Here is a 17232-nt window from a genome sequence, read left to right as displayed (position 1 = left end):
TTCCTCACAAAGAATGTAAACAACGTCATTTACAGTGATAAATTTGTGAGCGATAAGGTTGAGAGATAATATTTCCATGTCTGAAGAAATTACTGGCAAAACTCCGATCTTTGGTGGCAGTACTGGTGGCCTACTTTCCGCTGCTGAGCGGGAAGAAAAGTACGTTATCACCTGGAGCAGCAAAAAGGAACAGCCCTTTGAGATGCCCACTGGTGGTGTAGCTATCATGAACACAGGCGAGAATATGCTTTATCTAGCTCGCAAAGAGCAGTGCTTAGCTCTCAGCCGTCAACTCAAGACCAAATTTAAGCCCAGAATTACTGATTATAAAATTTATCGCGTTTTACCTACTGGTGAGACTACCTATTTGCACCCGGCAGATGGTGTTCCTCCTGAGAAGGTTAACGAAGGTCGTGGTTACAGCGGCAAGATTGATCGCAACATTGGGAGTAATCCTAACCCAGCGACTATTAAGTTTAGCGGTAAGGAACCCTACGAGGTTTAAGGATTTTAGCTACTGCACCTATTGCATTGGTTTAGAAGAATAACCGTTACGGCTTTAAGAGGCAGTCTATGGGCTGCCTCTTTTTAATGGTCTAATGGCCGACTATCCTCTGATTAATTTTGCCGCTTACCCAAGGTTCAACCCCATAAGACAGGCTGAACAACGTTATCCACATCTAGAGCTGTAGTTTTCTGCAAAACAACTTAAGGTTGAACTTGCATATGCGTTTACGCCTACCTTCCAATACTCCATGATTTATCCAGACCTCGACACATTTAAGACGCTTGCAAAACAGGGTAACTTTGTCCCGGTATACCAGGAGTGGGTTGCCGATCTGGATACGCCAGTGTCAGCCTGGTGCAAGGTATGCGCAGGGCAGCCCTACAGTTTTTTACTGGAGTCTGTCGAGGGGGGTGAAAATATTGGCCGCTATAGTCTATTGGGGTGTGATCCACTATGGACTCTTGAAGCCAAAGGCGAAACGACCACTCAGCGATTTCGCGACGGTACTGAGCAAGTGTTTACCGGCAATCCCTTTGATATTTTGACGGACTGTCTTGCTCCCTATCAACCGGTGAAATTGCCCGCCTTACCCCCTGGTATTGGTGGGTTATTTGGCTTTTGGGGTTATGAGCTGATCAAGTGGATTGAGCCGACGGTTACGATTCACCCGTTTAGTCAGGGTGACCTGCCTGATGGTCTATGGATGCAGGTGGATAGCCTCTTGATTTTTGACCAGGTTAAGCGAAAAATTTGGGCTGTTAGCTATGCAGATTTACGTGACCCTGAGATTGGGCTGGAGCAGGCTTATGGGGAGAGTTGCGATCGCATAAGCAACCTCGTCAATAAACTCAACCTGCCCTTAGCGAGCCAAGACAGTCGCCTTGCCTGGACCCCTCCTGGCAGTAATCAAGCAGCTGAGCTGGCCTATACCAGTAACCGTAGCAAAGACGAATTTTGCCAAAGTGTAGAAACGGCCAAAGCCCACATCAAAGCGGGCGATATTTTCCAGTTGGTCATCTCCCAGCGTCTGACAACTGACTACAGTGGTAATCCGTTTGACCTATATCGCTCATTGCGACTGGTCAATCCATCGCCCTATATGGCCTATTTCAACTTCCAAGGCTGGCAGATTATTGGCTCCAGCCCTGAGGTTATGGTCAAAGCCACCCGCGAAGGCGATGACGATACCCTGACCGCCATTCTCCGACCTATTGCCGGTACCCGTCCTCGCGGCAAAACAATTGCTGAAGATAATGCCTATGCTGAGGATCTATTGGCTGACCCCAAAGAACTTGCCGAGCACGTGATGCTGGTGGATCTAGGCCGTAATGATTTGGGGCGCGTATGTACCAGCGGCACCGTCAGCGTTGATGAGCTGATGATCATTGAGCGTTACTCCCATGTCATGCACATCGTCAGCAACGTCATCGGCGAACTGGCACCTGGCAAAACCGCGTGGGACTTACTCAAAGCCTGTTTTCCAGCAGGTACAGTCAGTGGTGCGCCCAAAATTCGCGCCATGCAGATTATGAATGACCTGGAGCCCTGTCGTCGCGGCCCCTATTCTGGGGTCTATGGCTACTACGACTTTGAAGGTCAGCTCAACAGCGCGATCACTATCCGAACTATGGTGGTCGAAAGCAAGGAGGATGGCACACATCGGATTAGCGTTCAGGCAGGAGCAGGACTGGTTGCCGATTCGGTGCCTGAAAATGAATATCAGGAAACCCTGAACAAAGCACGGGGCATGCTCGAAGCTGTCAGATGCTTAAAAAAATAGGCTGTGGGTGTCGTACTCCACAGCCTAGAAAAATAGTTTCAGGATCCAACTTTACCTGAAGCAATATTAATCAATTAATCAGAGTGATCAAGCACTCGCGGGATTCGCACCATCAGCGTCTAAAGCCGCTTCACCTTTAAGCACTTTATAGACCATGAGCAATGCCATAACGATGGGAGGCGTGATCACCAGCCCCAGCAAATTGGACACAATGGTGGCACCCCAGGGCAAGGCGGCACCCACAATAGCGCTAACAATAAACAGTGGAATCACCAAGGCAAGCGTAATCACAAAAACAGCCCAGAAGATTTTCCACCATTTTCCTTGAGTTAGCTCCCAGCTGGCTGATAACGCCTCAGTTGGCGACTTATTTTCCAAGACAACAGCGTATTGGGTCGAAAATAGTCGTACAGAGAGGAAAATGCCTGGAACAATCAGCAATAAAAACGCTGGGATTAAAATTACGACTAATAGCAGTGACGTCAGAATTAGATTGCTAGCCTTTCTCCAGGCCATGGCCACCGCTTCACTCAGATCCGTTGTCTGGCCTGTTAAACAGCGATTAACCAGAATAATCATGGCTCCACCTAAAATAGGCGCAACCAAAATTGCATATATTACATTGAGCATGCCTTGAAGCATCACATTCCGAACCAGAACAGAAATGAGTACACCAGGCAACGCCAGCAGCAAAACTGGCACAAACACAGGGCCTACCCGCTGAAACGTATCCCGAAGAATTTCTACAGGTTTGAGATTTGTGGCTGTCATAAAACCTCTTAATAGCTAGCAATGAACTCTCTGAATGGTTTAAGGTTAATGCTTTCAACCTTTTTCACTGACTATCGCTTCTTAAAATGCAATAAAGCTCCAACCAAAACGGATGGAGCTTTATAAAGCATCTGTAGCTATATAAGTTAAGCTAATGAGTTAGCCTGGCTGGCTATGACCTATGCCTTAAAGGAAATGATGGAATTTCTGCTCTTGTCCAAGGGCTTTCACCGCTTTTTTGATGTCTTGGGTGCGGTCTTTTTTAACAATGAGGGTGGCTTTACCATCACGCACAATCACTACATCCTCTAAACCAATGGTGACCACTACTTCGTCTTCCGAAGAAGAGTAAACAATGCAGCCATTGGTATCGTGGGCCTGGTGCTGACACATGTCCACATTTTCAGCATCCCCCTTCATCAGACGCTCGATGGCATTCCAGTCCCCCAGGTCATCCCAACCAAAGTTGGCAGGCATTACATAGGCTTTCTGGGTTTTTTCCATTACTGCGTAGTCAATGCTGAGCTTCTCCAGTTCAGCATAGGCATCGACACCTTTAGACATCAGCGGTCCCATGAGCTCAGGCGAATAGGTCTTGAGCTCGTTAATCATTACCCCTGCCGGAAAAATGAACATGCCGCTGTTCCAGCTGTAGCGCCCACTCGCCAGAAACTCTTCGGCTACGCTACGCTCAGGCTTTTCTGTAAAGCGACTCACACGGTAAGCGGCTAACTCACCATATTGACCCGCATCATCGCCCTGCTCAATATAGCCGTATCCCGTGGATGGGAACGTGGGCTGAATCCCTAGTGTGGCAATGGCTTGCTGGCTCAGAGCCAAGTCAGCTGCGGCACGAATTGTGGCACGAAACTTGGGTTCGTCAGTGATGTAGTGATCGGCCGGGAAAAAACATGCGATCGCATCCTCCCCATGGCGCTTAGCCACTTCCAAAGTTGCCCAGGCCACAGCCGGTGCTGTATCACGGCCTTGGGGTTCCACCAAAATATTGTCCTCAGGCAGTTCAGGCAGCTGCTGTTTGACACCATCCGCCAAATGAGACGCTGTAATCACCCAAATTGCATCCCAGCCACCGGACAAAGGCAATAAACGATCCGCCGTAGACTGCATCAAACTGCGACCACTACCGTCTAAACATAAAAACTGTTTGGGGTTCTTCAGACGACTAACCGGCCAAAAACGCTCACCTTTACCGCCAGCTAAAATAATTGGCACTAACTTTGGAGTTGGGTTCATAGGTTGTGTCATTGTTTACTTAATAAAGTTAAATTACGGCGTTAAAATGGTGTGTCCTTATAGAATTCTGAACAATATTAGCGATTCCCCAAAACGCGAAGCATAGAAACAGCTTAATATTGGTTAACTTCTCACTAATATGTGGAACACATCAAACGTCCATAGCCCCATCCCCATAGACACACCAGCAAACACAACTGTTTCTACACCTGAGAAATCCATAAACAAACATGCTGTTTGGATGATAATCCGCAAATCACGTCCAATCGCGTTCTGACTCTCGATTGAAGAGTGCGTAGTTTGTTTCTAGGGATCACCATTCATTCTTTGCTAGGCATCCCCCGCCTGTCCGGGCATTCTAATAAATACCCTATGTCTCCCTCTCCATCGTCTCAGTCCGACTCCACGACTTCATCCGATATACCTCAGCATCGTTCATTTCTAGGTAACGCCCTCAGAGTTTTTGCCTGGACTGGCATTTTTGGAACAACAGCAGTGGTATCTGCAGCGGCTGGGGCAGCTTTTATATTGACTGTGCCTCTACCTAAGGGTTTGGGAGAAGAAACGGCCACACCGCCATTGAGCGATCTATGGCAATCAGGTTTCCGCTATCAGGTATCCCGTCCAGTGACGCTCCTAATAATGGGACTCGACGAGGCTACTGATATTGATGGAGCAGTACCCACTGACTTGGTGGGTCGTACTGACACAATGCTACTTGCCCGGATCAACCCAGAGGCAGAAACCATTAATGTCATGTCAATTCCACGGGACACCCGTGTGGAAATTCCAGGCTATGGCATTGACAAAATTAATCAAGCCAATGTGGAAGGTGGAGCAGAACTCGCTGCTCAAACCGTCAGCTATAACTTCAACGAGGTTGAGATTGACCGCTATGTCAGGGTCAGCACGGCTGCCTTTCGTGAAATTGTCGATTTAATCGGTGGCGTCGAAGTCTTTGTCCCCAAACGAATGCAATATGAGGATAAAACTCAAGGGCTAGTAATTGATTTAGAACCTGGTTGGCAAACCCTTAATGGCGATGAGGCTGAACAATTTGCTCGATTTCGTCAGGATAACTTGGGGGATATTGGGCGGGTACAACGGCAGCAAATTTTGCTAAAGGCTTTGCGCGATCGCATGATCAATCCCAAGGTCATTACCCAATTGCCACAAATTGTTCGCATTCTGCAAAGCCATATCGATACAAATCTATCTACCGAAGAAATTCTGGCGTTAGCAGGTTTTGGACTACAGCTTGACCGAGAAAATCTCAACATGGTGATGCTGCCAGGTCGCTTTAGCAGCCCAACTGAATATAGGGCAAGCTATTGGATTGCTGACACCAATAATACGAATGAGGTCATGCAGAAGTTCTTCGATGCAGAACCCGATGCCCTTCTAGCTACCGATACACCTCGCCGTTCTATTAGTCGCCTCCGCATCGCTGTTCAAAATGCATCAAGGGAGCCATATATGGGTCAAGCCGTGGCCGATCATCTACGCAATGAAGGCTTCCGAAATGTTTACCTGATTGCAGATTGGCCTGATTTCCAGCATCAAACAACGGTGATTGCCCAACGGGGTGACATTGACGGTGCTGGCTTTTTAGAGGCCGTCCTGGGAGCTGGTAAAGTCGTTGCTGACTCCACAGGTGATCTAGACTCCGATATCACCATCCGCGTTGGCGATGACTGGACAGAGCAGCTGATTCAGTGATATGAGCACTGCCCATGGTTACCCATAAGTCTTCCAGAACAGTATTTTCAAGCACCGTTCTTCACACAATGCTCACCACACTTGTATTAGCAACTGTGCTTGCCTGGCTTTGGGTACTTTTAGCAGCAACACCAGCTCAGTGATGCCAGGTTAAGCCTCAAATCTTAGACTAAGGCTTGCATCAATGGCTCCCATACTGAAATTTCCTGCACAAGCGTACGATATCCCAATACGTTAGGATGCAAGCCATCTTCACACAGGCGTTCGTTACACCAAGCTTGTCCCTGGGATTGCCACCGTTGAAAAAGGTCTAGATAGGGAATCTGTCGTGCTGCGCAAGCATGACGAGTGATTTGGTTGTAATGGATTTGGTCACTATTTGAAAAGTGAAGGATATCTGCATAGGGCATCGCAGCCTCATTCACAGGAACCATGCCCACAAAAAATGTGGGGCATAACTGCGTAGCTTGATCAAGTAATCCGTAAAGTTCTTGAGTAAAGGCAACCCGATCCATGATAGGGCGTCCTATAGACCGTCCTATGCGTGCACTATCATTTAAGCCTACGGAGAGCACCAAAATATCAGGCACTCGACGGCGCAGCTCACCGCGCAGCTTAAACTCCCCGTCTAACCGTCTAGCTACACGCTGTACACCATCGCCTCGCACGCCCAGGTTATAGATAATGGGTCCTGGCTGTGATGGATCCATCCATTGACGACGCAAGCGCTCAACCCAACCGCCACCTTCGATATCACCGTAACCGTAAATCAGGCTATCGCCGATAACAACTACTTTTTTAGGATGAGCGGACTTAGCCTGACCATTGCGGGACTCGGCAGCACGAGAAGTAAGAGCAGCCATAAACCTTTTAACCGAAGAAGCAACGGAATAACAAAACTTGTGACACTAACCCTAAAGACTAAGTCAATACATCTAGCTCCCTGCAAATTAACATTTTGTACCGCTTAGTTTCAAATCTTTACGCCTAGATCTAAGTTTAATAGTTTTCTGTGATGCCATAAGACATCAGTGGGCGGGGGATGCGATCGCATCCCCCGCCCACTGATGTCTTATGGCAATTAGCTCAGCGTTTAACTCATAGCAGCATTACTACGACCATAGGTATGCTGCACATCATACCTAGGCTTACCTTGAATGCGACTGCCCCCACCAATTGAATCCATTGGCATACCAACATCCACGGCAGCACGACTCAGTAAAGAACGTTGACGATTAGTAACAGCATGGCGGTTGCTAACGATGCGCAGCCTAGCAGATTCTTGAATAGACATATCTATTGAACTCCTACAAAAGTACAGCAAAGGCACCGTTGTAGTGCCATGGACTCTTTTCAGTTTTAATTATAGCCAAAAAAACCGTATCAATTGATACGGTTTTAAATTTATTTTTAAACAAATGCTAATCTTATTTCAAATAAAGATTGGTTTTACTCAATAATCTATTGGCTACTGCCATAAAAAAACGCCAGTCTCTGGACTGGCGTCAGACCAAAAGCGATCGCTAATCAAAAGTCATTCAAAACGGATTAGCAATCATAGTAGAGGGCTAACTCATAGGGGTGAGGACGAATATCCATTGGAATTACTTCAGTATCCAACTTGTAAGAGATCCAGTTTTGGATAAAGTCCTCGGTGAACACGCCACCTTGAGTCAAGAAAGCATGATCACTCTCTAAGGCAGATAGGGCTTCTTTTAGGGAAGCAGGAGTGGATGCAATCTTAGCCAACTCCTCAGGGCTGAGCTCATAAATATCCTGATCGATAGGCTCAGGAGGCTCAATCTTGTTCTTGATACCATCAATACCAGCACACAGCATTGCAGCAAAGGCAAGATAAGGATTCGCAGTGGGGTCAGGACAGCGGAACTCCAAACGCTTAGCCTTAGGATTATCACCAGACAACGGAATCCGAACAGCAGCGGAACGATTACCGTTTGAGTAAACCAAGTTTACAGGGGCCTCAAAACCAGGAACCAGGCGCTTGTAAGAGTTAGTACTGGGGTTAGTAAATGCCAGTAGTGCAGGGGCATGCTTAAGAATACCGCCAATGTAATAGGTAGCGAGTTCGCTCAAGCCAGCGTACTTATCGCCTGCCATCAAAGGCTGTCCATCTTTCCAGATGGACTGGTGCGTGTGCATACCAGAACCATTGTCCTCAAAGAGAGGCTTGGGCATAAAGGTAACGGTCTTACCGTACTTCTTGGCAACGTTCTTAATGCAATATTTATAGGTCATCAACCAGTCAGCCGCTTGGATCATCTCACCAAAACGGAAACCTAGTTCGCACTGCCCACCAGTGGCCACTTCATGGTGATGCTTCTCAATGGGCACACCACAATCAGCCATGGTTAACAGCATCTCAGTACGCATATCTTGAGATGTATCAGTGGGAGACACGGGGAAATAACCACCCTTGTAGTTGGGCTTATACCCCAGGTTGCCACCTTCCTCTTCGCGACCAGTATTCCAACGGCCCTCAACGGTGTCTACGTGATAGTAGCTAGAGTTAGATGTGGTATCGAAACGCACATCATCAAAGATGAAAAATTCTGCTTCAGGGCCAAAGTATGCGGTATCGCCAATACCAGTTGCATTCAGATAGTCCAAAGCTTTCTGAGCGATAACGCGGGGGCAACGATCATACCATTCACCAGTACGAGGCTCTTTAATAGAACACACAAGACTGAGGGTAGGCTCTTTCATAAAAGGGTCGATCCAGGCTGTTGCAGGATCTGGAACCATAGACATGTCCGACTCATTAATTGCCTTCCACCCCCGGATACTGGATCCGTCAAAAGCCACTCCGTCGGTAAAGCTACTCTCATCAATCTGGCTACGATGCACCGTAAGGTGTTGCCAGATACCAGGCAAATCAATGAACTTCAGATCAATCATCTGAATGTCCTGATCATTGATCATCTGCAAAACTTCTGCGGCGGTTTGAGCCATGGATCACTCCTTTCTATGCATTCAACTAGAGCCGTTTTCACAAATATCGTCGCTAAGCGGAGGTATGCCTTGCTGAGAATATCCAGAGATTAGTAATATCCCCAAGCTCGACTCAAACCAAGCCAGCAACACCAGGAAAATCTGAGGGTAATGTAGGCGCTTTGCAGCACGGACAGGCCAACCTGTGTAACGACCAAAACATTAAAAAATGAGTGTAACGAAAAATGTATGCCTGTTAGAAGTTTTCTATATCCCTTAACAGTGGCAAGCATATTATTTGCACTCGGGCCATACGACTATGTCACCCAGAGACGCTCACTCATCCCCATACAACCTCTGAACCTGGCTATGATCCAAAGGTTTAGTAACACCCATAAACAGATCTACTGGGTTAAAGCATGCATTAGTGCCTACTTTAACCAGGCATGGATAATCCTAAGAACTGTAATACCGAGCAATTGTATCTTTTGTTACAAATTCAAGTTTTCTCAAGCAAACCCATGGAAGATTGGGATGTTTCCGTCTCATTTTTGAGAGGTGAACTGACATCAGAGTTATTCAGATGCCCCTAAAATGGTGTCTAAGCATGCCATACAATGTTGCGAAAGATTGCGGATTGTAAAAAATACGCAGGTCAATCCACTTCTCCATTGAGTCGATTGCCTGGGGTTTAATCCACCGTGGTAGACTAAATTTTGGTACTCAAGTGTCGGTAATCGTTGTCGCTGAACGGGTTTCAGGATTTACATGGCAGCGGCAAGGCACTTGTAACTACCTTAACAAGCGGTTGGATAGCCCTTGCGCTTGTTCTCATATTTGGGTCATACCATGGTCTGTATGAGGACTTTCACTCCAAGCTTGGTTACAAATTCTTGCTCTAGTTTTTGAGTCGCACATTAATCGCACTGGGAGAAAGGTTTCATGCGGGATACGGTGACGGGTTTAATCAGCACCTACGACATCACAGGTCGGTACCTCGATCGCGACGCCCTCGATTCTCTAAAGAGTTATTTTGACAGTGGCTCTGATCGGGTTAAAGCCGCTGCTTATATCAGTGCAAATGCATCTGGTCTGGTAAAGGCGACAGGAGCTGAACTGTTTGAGCGGATACCTGAATTGATTCGCCCCGGCGGCAATGCTTACACCACCAGGCGCTATGCCGCTTGCTTACGCGACTTGGACTATTACCTGCGCTACAGCAGCTATGCACTGGTAGCAGGCAACTGTGATGTCCTCACTGAGCGCGTTCTCAACGGTCTGCGTGAAACTTACAACTCCTTGGAAGTGCCCGTTGGCCCAACGGTCATTGGCATTCAAATCATGAAAGATGTCCTGAAGGAGCAACTAACGGCCCAGGGCATTGGTGACACTTCATTTGTGGATGCTCCCTTTGATCATTTAAGCCGTGAGTTGGGTGAAGTGAGCGTTTAATTCCACCTAAGATCAATAGTTTTGAAAAGAGGTGCTCACTCGGGTACCTCTTTTTTTGCGTGCTTATGAACTACCTAGGAATTGACTTTGGCACTTCGGGCGCACGGGCGATCGCAATCGATGCCGATGGGCAGATTGTCGGCGAAGGTCGCTGTCAGTATCCTACTCCAGAGCCAAATGCGAAGGGATGGGAGCAAACACTATGGGCGTTGATTGACCAAATCCCCCAGGCTATTCGCCAACACACGAGCGCGATCTCAATTGATGGCACCTCGGCCACCGTTCTCCTGTGCGATCGCAACCATATCCCCCTAGTGCCGCCATTGCTCTACAACGATACTCGTGGTGGTACTCCTGCCATTGCACCTACCCATAGCCCAGCCCACAGCACCACCTCTAGCCTGGCCAAAGCCCTATGGTGGAAAAATAATTTACCGGCTAATATTTTGGCCAATGCTCGTTACCTGGTGCATCAAGCAGATTGGCTCAGTAGTCTGCTCCATGGTCAACCGGGTATCAGCGACTATAACAATTCCCTCAAGCTAGGCTATGACCCACAGACTCTCAGTTATCCCGACTGGCTACTGGGCGTAGAGATCAGTCCATGGTTACCCAACGTTTTAGCGCCTGGGGATGCGATCGCACCCATTCAGCCTCAACTGACTCAGCGGTTTAACCTGCCGAAAAACTGCATGATCAAAGCGGGCACTACCGACAGTATTGCCGCCTTTTTAGCCAGTGGTGCCAGCACCCCAGGAGACGCTGTAACCTCCCTTGGCTCTACGCTGGTGATTAAACTGTTAAGCCCCGTTGCCATTAATGACGCCCAAAGTGGTATATACAGCCATCGGCTCGGCCAACAATGGTTAGTGGGAGGTGCATCCAATACAGGGGGAGCTGTATTACGTCACCACTTTAGTGATGACGAACTTGGCTCAATCAGCCAACGTATTCACACCGAAATCCCTAGCGGACTTGACTACTATCCATTACTCACCGCTGGGGAACGATTTCCCATCAGCGATCCTCACCTGCCACCTCGCTTGACTCCCCGTCCCAGCGATCCGGTACGGTTTCTCCACGGATTATTAGAAGGCATGGCTCACATCGAAGCCTTAGGCTATCAAAAGCTGATTACCCTGGGTGGAGGTCCAGTACACCGCATTTATACAGCGGGAGGAGGAGCACAAAACCTGACCTGGCAAACATTAAGGGCAAAAGCCTTAGGCATTCCCCTGGTTTCTTCGCTACACAGTGAAGCCGCCTATGGAACTGCACGCCTCGCCGCTAACCTAGTCGCAAAAGCCTGAACGAAAAAAGCCAGCGTTTCTAAAAACGCTGGCTTCGCAAAAGTTCTTACCAATCAAAATCTAAAAGTTGAGCTGATCACCCCGGCGATACTGCATGTAAGCCGCTACAAACAAACCGGCCAATGTTACCGGAATTAGGCCCAAAACAATTCCTAACAGCAAAGGTTCAATCACGCCGTATTTCCTCAATGACTTACAGAGCTCATAGAAGCAGCACTACACATTACTTCTTCTACCTTTATATTAAGACATTCCCTTAATTGATCCTAGTCCCTTGGTCAGGCCTAGCCAGATCCCGTGACGATGTCTGCTGGTAAATGCGCAAGATTAAGCTTGATAAATCTATAGCTTAATCAAAGCTATAGATTTGATCTTCATTTTCCAGCCAAAACAACTTGCACTGGCTCCTGAGAAAACTTTAAACTATGTATCATATGCGTAATGACAAAGTGTTACGTTCTGCTTGTGACCCAAAAAACAGTCGATAGCCCATCTCTTCCCCAGACAACCGTAGCCAACTCGGACAATCGGCTGTTGGTCCAGTTTGTATTGGCGGCAACAACAATTTTATTGTGCGTCATTTTGATTATTTGGGGAATTCATAGGGTACAAGTATCCGATCCGTACGTACATGACGTCTTAGCCTCCACAGGAGATCTCGAACGTGGGCAACAGTTATTTTGGCAAAATTGTGCCACCTGCCATGGATTAGAAGGAACTGGAGAAGTTGGACCAGATTTACAGCATGTCTCTGAGCGTAAATCACAGGTAGCACTCATCCAGCAGGTTATTAGTGGTAAAACTCCACCTATGCCACAGTTTCAACCAAATACTCAGGATATGGCCGACCTACTCGTATTTTTAGAAAGCTTATAGGACGGGGTCGCTCTAGGATTTACGCGCTGTGCGCTCTAAACCCAACTGAATTAATCGATCAACCAACTGATCAAACTCCACACCGGCAGCTTTCCATAACATGGGGTACATGCTGGTAGCTGTAAACCCTGGGAATGTGTTGATTTCATTGATCAAGACTTCGCCTGTGTCTTCAAGATAGAAAAAATCTACCCGTGATAGACCGGCACCATCAATTGCCTGGAACGCTTTCATGGCCTGTTCTTGAATCGCTGTCACAATATCGGCTGGCAGTGATGCAGGAATGGCTAAATCAGCCTGGCCACTCGTGTATTTTGTTTCATAGTCGTAGAAATCTGCATCAAAGCTAATTTCACCAATGACCGAGGCTTTCGGATTGTCATTTCCCAAAATGGCACATTCAACTTCACGGGCTACAACACCCGCCTCAACAATGATGCGACGGTCATAGCTGGCCGCATTATCCAGAGCCGCTTCTAGATCTTGGCGATCTTTTACTTTAGCAATACCAACGGACGACCCCAAGTTGGCAGGCTTAACAAAACATGGATACCCCAGAGTAAGCTCGATATCGTCGCACAGCTTTGGGAAAACACAGGGGTTGGAATAGACTTGCGATCGCAAAACTTCCATATACTTCACCTGAGGCAACCCTACCTGAGCAAACGCAGACTTCATGGCGAGTTTGTCCATACCCACAGCTGACGCTAAGACGCCACAACCGACATAGGGCATTTGCATCAATTCAAATAGGCCCTGAATCGTGCCATCTTCACCACTGGGCCCATGGAGTACAGGAAACCAAATATCAATATTGGCTACCTGTGTCGGTATACGCTCCGTTGCTAAAACTTCTTGATCATCAGCTACTAGTAGTGGACTACCCGACTTCAGAACATCGTAGGCATCCATCACCCAAGCGCCATCCTTACGAATGTAAACCGGCACCACGTCATACTTCTCAGCATTACTTTTCAACTCTAGCCCTCGAGCAATTGCTTGGGCTGAGAAAATAGACACCTCGTGCTCACCTGAGCATCCACCAAACAATAAGCCTACGCGCATCTTTGCCATTAAGTGAGGCTCCTTTTTATCTCAAAAGGACGTTATTCTGATTTATCAATAAACCGAGCTACAACGAACGCTATTTACGTAAGGCTAAATAAAAAGTTGCTGTGCCCGAGGATCAGAAACGCCAAAATCCTATTAAGGGGTTAGCCTATCACAGACTCAACCTACCCATTAGGCAATCTCGATACTCCGTGGCTATCAGCCAATTACAAAAAACTCCCAAGCCCCAAAAGGGCTCAGGAGTCAGACATCAGGGTGCATCTACCAACTAACTGTCCACACAATTCCTACTGACTTCCGGACAGAATAAAAAATCAGTTTTATTTACCAGTGAGACCTCACAATTTGAGCACAAATAATGGTGCTAACATTTCGCTGCTAAAAAATTAGCAAAAAAAACTCCCAGGCCCAAAAAGGGCTTAGGAGTCAGACATCAGGGTGCATCTACCAGCTAACTGTCCATGCCATTACTCCCTACTTCCGGACAGAATAAAGATCAATTTTTATTTACAACTTAAGTAGTAGAAATTTGGATCCATCTTTGATCAATTGATAGCACTAAAATCTAGATTTCAGGCAATAAAAAAAACTCCCAAACCCCAGAAGGGCTCAGGAGTCAGACATCAGGGTGCATCTACCAGCTAACTGTCCATGCCATTACTCCCTACTTCCGGACAGAACAAAATCAAATTGCATTTACAACTGAATCTTCTTTTTAAACGTCATATCTAATTAAGTAATTGAGTTGATCAAAAATAAACTCCTAAGCCCCACAAGGATTCATAGGTTAGGCATCAGGATACATCTACCAGCGAACTGTCAATACTATTCTTCCCCGCTACCGGACACAATAGAATCAAGTTTTACTAGCAACCTAGCCCTCATTATTTGGTAAGAAGAAGTAGCAGCATTAATTAGCAAAAAAAAGCTCCCAAGTCCCAGAAGGGCTCAGGAGTTAGACATCAGGGTGCATCTACCAGCTAATTGTCCATGTCATCCCCCCTGACGTCCGGACAGAACTCAAAATCAGCTTCTTTTTCCGTTCTTACCATAAGAAAGCATCAAGATTTTAGCGACCCCGTGTCAAAAACAACATGACCGGAGATAATGCGATTAAACCTTTGACCTTACTCAGGATCTGTGAAATATTTTTTTCTGTCCGACGGCTGGACAACTGGCAGAGTATGGGAGTTTGGCGGCCTTTGGAATGAAATTGCCTGGCAGCGCAAACCAATTATCAACAAGCTAGGGCTTTACATCGAAGAAGCCACAGAAAAGCTATGGTTATATCAAGTCGAAGAGGATGTACTAATGGTTGAAGTCTTGCCTGAAGATGAGACTGGCAACCCAATTGGCCAAGTTGTTCTGAAACGGCTCATGACCGCTGATCAAGTCATTGAGAAATTATGTGGCGGTGAGATATCAACCACAGACAACTCCAAACTCTCAATGTCCGAACAGCTAAGCTATCCAACTTAGTTGAATAGCTTAGGAATGTCCGTTCAAAGTGAAGGAGTTTGCTGCACTGGTGCTTGGTTAAATATAGCTCAGCGCACTTATCCTTTGGAGATATGCATTTCAGCAGCTTGCTATATCTTGGAGCTGTTAAAACACCTCTAACCGCTATAGCGTAGAACGCAAGTTGCTAACAGCTCTCTGTAATGAGGCGAGCGCTCGGTTATATCCTAAGGCTGCACTGACCCAGTTACCTTCAGCTTCAGTCAATTCAGACTGGGCTGTCAGCACATCTAACTGTGTCCCCACACCCGCATCAAGACGTAAATTAGCCAATTCCAGGGCGGTCGTAGCCTGAGTGATCGCCGTTCTAGCCGTTCTCACATTTTCTTCATTAGAACGTAGCGTGAAATAGGCCTGCTCCACTTCAAAACGGATTTGATCCAGCTGTTCTGAAAACCGTTCTTCAGCAATATCAGCATTGGCTTCTTGTTGACGAGCTCGGGCTCGAGCGGCACCGCCATCCACCAGTAGCCAGTTTAACTGCGCCCCAAAGCTATAGTTATCCGACGAGTCGTCCAACAGATCGCTCCAACTATAGTTAGCAAACAAACTCACCTGTGGGCGAACCGCTGCGCGAGCTGCGCGAGCTTGCTGAGTGCTAATTTCCCGTTGCGCTAACTGCTGCTCTAATTCCACACGGCCTTGGAATGCAAGCAGAATACTATCCTCTAGCGTTAAACTCCAGCGCTCATAGGTTTCTTCCCAGTTATCTGGGGCAGGTACCGGCGTAGCATTAATATTCACCGTAGAGGGGATATTCAGCAGACGCGCCAGGTTACGCCGAGCAATGCGCTGATCTGCTTGGGATTGAATCAGTGCCTGTTGAGCATTGGCTAACTGCACATCTGCCCGCAGCACATCAAAGCGGGTACCTACACCAGCTTGGCGACGCAATTCATTATCCCGCTGGTTCCGCTGTGCTTCTTCCTCAAAGGACCTGTTAATGCGAATCTGTTCACCACTTTCCTGCAAATCATAGTAAAGACTGGTAGTTTGAAGACGAAGCTCTTCGCGACGACGATCAACTTCCAGCTCATTCAAACGGACTTGCTCTTTTGCGGCTCGGACTGAAGCAACTCGCTGGCCTGATGTGAATAGATCATAGTTCACCTGCACCGATGCATTGAGGGTGGTATCAAGCTCATCCTCCCCCACCGTAGTCCCAAAGATTGTTTGCGAATCCGACTCTTGGGCCGTCACATCTGCCGACGTGCTCACGGTGGGAGAAAAAGCAGCCCGCGCTTCCGCCAGGGTTGCCTCAGCCTGCTCCAGCTCTAGCAAAGACGCTTGCAAATCTTGATTATTAAAGTAAGCAAGCTCAATCGCTTCTTCCAGCGAAATTGTTTGCTCGTCACCTTCTTGCAGCAATACTTCCGACTCTAACGTAGGTACAGTTAACGGATTAGGGTCTGCAAGCAATTCTGTAGGTGGCAAATTACTTTCATCTAGCAAGTCATCACTAGATGTAGATTCGGCCTGACCAGTTGCTGGCACAATTTCTTCACTATCGACCGCAGATGGCTGCTCAGCTCCATCACTATCTACAGCTGCGGGGTCTTGTTCTTCATCTAAAGCTGCGGGATCTGCGGGATCTGCCTCATCAGTAGACGGAATCGTATCCGGAGCAACCTCTTCCTCAGATTCGTCCTGCTCAGACAATTCAGGCAGTTGAGACATTTGGGTTAGCTCTGGCGGTAAAGCAATTCCATGAGCCCTTGACGACTTTACTGAAAACGTCGGTGATGCCGCACTTGCCATAACAGCAGGAGCCAGCATATCTGGGAAAGAATCGGCATGATTACCGCTACTTACTTCAGTCTCCTGCACATCTAACTGAGCTGTGATCAAAGGCAGCGAGGTACCACTTGGATCATCATCAATTAAGACCTTAGCGTGCGCTGGAAGAGGCAGTAGGGACAATGCGCCTCCAAGCACAGCTATGCGGATCAAAAGCGAGTGGTTGATGTATCCCATAGTGTTTGCGTCAGTTGGTAGCTAATAAATTTAGTAAATTCGTACACAAG

The 17232-nt window shown here is 47.3% G+C and carries 15 protein-coding genes; 7 read left to right on the top strand and 8 right to left on the bottom strand.

Going from position 1 to position 17232, the window contains the following annotated elements:
* The first annotated feature begins 76 nt into the window (after positions 1-76).
* Complete coding sequence (locus U2F10_RS22675; RefSeq protein ID WP_163665834.1) at positions 77-505, top strand: photosystem I reaction center subunit II PsaD; 429 nt, start codon at positions 77-79, stop codon at positions 503-505.
* 250 nt (positions 506-755) lie between these two features.
* Positions 756-2288, top strand: coding sequence for an anthranilate synthase component I family protein (locus U2F10_RS22670; protein ID WP_163701846.1), 1533 nt, complete (start codon positions 756-758; stop codon positions 2286-2288).
* An 87-nt stretch (positions 2289-2375) separates the two neighbouring features.
* Here the strand turns inward: U2F10_RS22670 and U2F10_RS22665 are convergent, their stop codons facing one another.
* Both U2F10_RS22665 and U2F10_RS22660 read right to left on the bottom strand, forming a co-directional pair.
* Positions 2376-3059 (bottom strand): DUF7847 domain-containing protein, encoded by a 684-nt coding sequence (locus U2F10_RS22665; protein ID WP_163659831.1) that lies wholly within the window; start codon positions 3057-3059, stop codon positions 2376-2378.
* Positions 3060-3245: 186 nt separating this feature from the next.
* Entirely contained in the window at positions 3246-4325 is a 1080-nt protein-coding gene (locus U2F10_RS22660; protein ID WP_250565923.1) for a mannose-1-phosphate guanylyltransferase, read from the bottom strand.
* Positions 4326-4685: 360 nt separating this feature from the next.
* Between U2F10_RS22660 and U2F10_RS22655 the strand changes: the two genes are divergently transcribed.
* Positions 4686-6032 (top strand): LCP family protein, encoded by a 1347-nt coding sequence (locus U2F10_RS22655; RefSeq protein ID WP_250564675.1) that lies wholly within the window; start codon positions 4686-4688, stop codon positions 6030-6032.
* 164 nt (positions 6033-6196) lie between these two features.
* Here the strand turns inward: U2F10_RS22655 and U2F10_RS22650 are convergent, their stop codons facing one another.
* From U2F10_RS22650 to glnA, 3 genes are all read right to left on the bottom strand, one after another.
* Positions 6197-6895, bottom strand: coding sequence for a GDSL-type esterase/lipase family protein (locus U2F10_RS22650; protein ID WP_163659833.1), 699 nt, complete (start codon positions 6893-6895; stop codon positions 6197-6199).
* Positions 6896-7125: 230 nt separating this feature from the next.
* A complete protein-coding gene (gene gifA / locus U2F10_RS22645) occupies positions 7126-7326 on the bottom strand; it encodes a glutamine synthetase inactivation factor IF7A (RefSeq protein WP_163659834.1) in 201 nt (66 codons plus the stop codon).
* A gap of 254 nt (positions 7327-7580) precedes the next feature.
* The gene (gene glnA, locus U2F10_RS22640; RefSeq protein ID WP_163659835.1) at positions 7581-9002 is read right to left on the bottom strand and encodes a type I glutamate--ammonia ligase; all 1422 of its coding nucleotides are present in this window, start codon (positions 9000-9002) and stop codon (positions 7581-7583) included.
* Between the two features lie 921 nt (positions 9003-9923).
* Between glnA and apcB the strand changes: the two genes are divergently transcribed.
* Positions 9924-10433: an allophycocyanin subunit beta gene (gene apcB / locus U2F10_RS22635; RefSeq protein WP_499873351.1), complete on the top strand. Its 510-nt coding sequence runs from the start codon at positions 9924-9926 to the stop codon at positions 10431-10433.
* A gap of 65 nt (positions 10434-10498) precedes the next feature.
* The gene (locus U2F10_RS22630) at positions 10499-11743 is read left to right on the top strand and encodes an FGGY-family carbohydrate kinase (RefSeq protein WP_499873350.1); all 1245 of its coding nucleotides are present in this window, start codon (positions 10499-10501) and stop codon (positions 11741-11743) included.
* Positions 11744-11803: 60 nt separating this feature from the next.
* On the opposite strand, the gene petG is transcribed toward U2F10_RS22630, so the two are convergent.
* Positions 11804-11917 carry a cytochrome b6-f complex subunit V gene (gene petG, locus U2F10_RS22625; RefSeq protein ID WP_006516887.1) on the bottom strand — a complete coding sequence of 38 codons (114 nt, stop codon included), beginning with the start codon at positions 11915-11917 and terminating at the stop codon, positions 11804-11806.
* Between the two features lie 291 nt (positions 11918-12208).
* Between petG and U2F10_RS22620 the strand changes: the two genes are divergently transcribed.
* Positions 12209-12619: a c-type cytochrome gene (locus tag U2F10_RS22620; protein ID WP_225920325.1), complete on the top strand. Its 411-nt coding sequence runs from the start codon at positions 12209-12211 to the stop codon at positions 12617-12619.
* A gap of 12 nt (positions 12620-12631) precedes the next feature.
* On the opposite strand, the gene U2F10_RS22615 is transcribed toward U2F10_RS22620, so the two are convergent.
* Positions 12632-13693 carry a D-alanine--D-alanine ligase family protein gene (locus tag U2F10_RS22615; RefSeq protein ID WP_163701836.1) on the bottom strand — a complete coding sequence of 354 codons (1062 nt, stop codon included), beginning with the start codon at positions 13691-13693 and terminating at the stop codon, positions 12632-12634.
* 1137 nt (positions 13694-14830) lie between these two features.
* On the opposite strand from U2F10_RS22615, the gene U2F10_RS22610 reads away from it, so the two are divergent.
* On the top strand, positions 14831-15169 hold the full coding sequence (locus tag U2F10_RS22610) for a hypothetical protein (RefSeq protein WP_163701834.1): 339 nt from the start codon (positions 14831-14833) through the stop codon (positions 15167-15169).
* 144 nt (positions 15170-15313) lie between these two features.
* Here the strand turns inward: U2F10_RS22610 and U2F10_RS22605 are convergent, their stop codons facing one another.
* Entirely contained in the window at positions 15314-17182 is a 1869-nt protein-coding gene (locus U2F10_RS22605) for a TolC family protein (RefSeq protein WP_499873349.1), read from the bottom strand.
* Between the last annotated feature and the right edge of the window lie 50 nt (positions 17183-17232).

The organism is Leptothoe sp. EHU-05/26/07-4, from assembly GCF_043421015.1.
GTDB lineage: Bacteria > Cyanobacteriota > Cyanobacteriia > Phormidesmidales > Phormidesmidaceae > Leptothoe > Leptothoe turfae.
The sequence above is the reverse complement of the archived record's forward strand: the minus strand, read 5'-3'. Positions and strand labels throughout refer to the sequence as shown.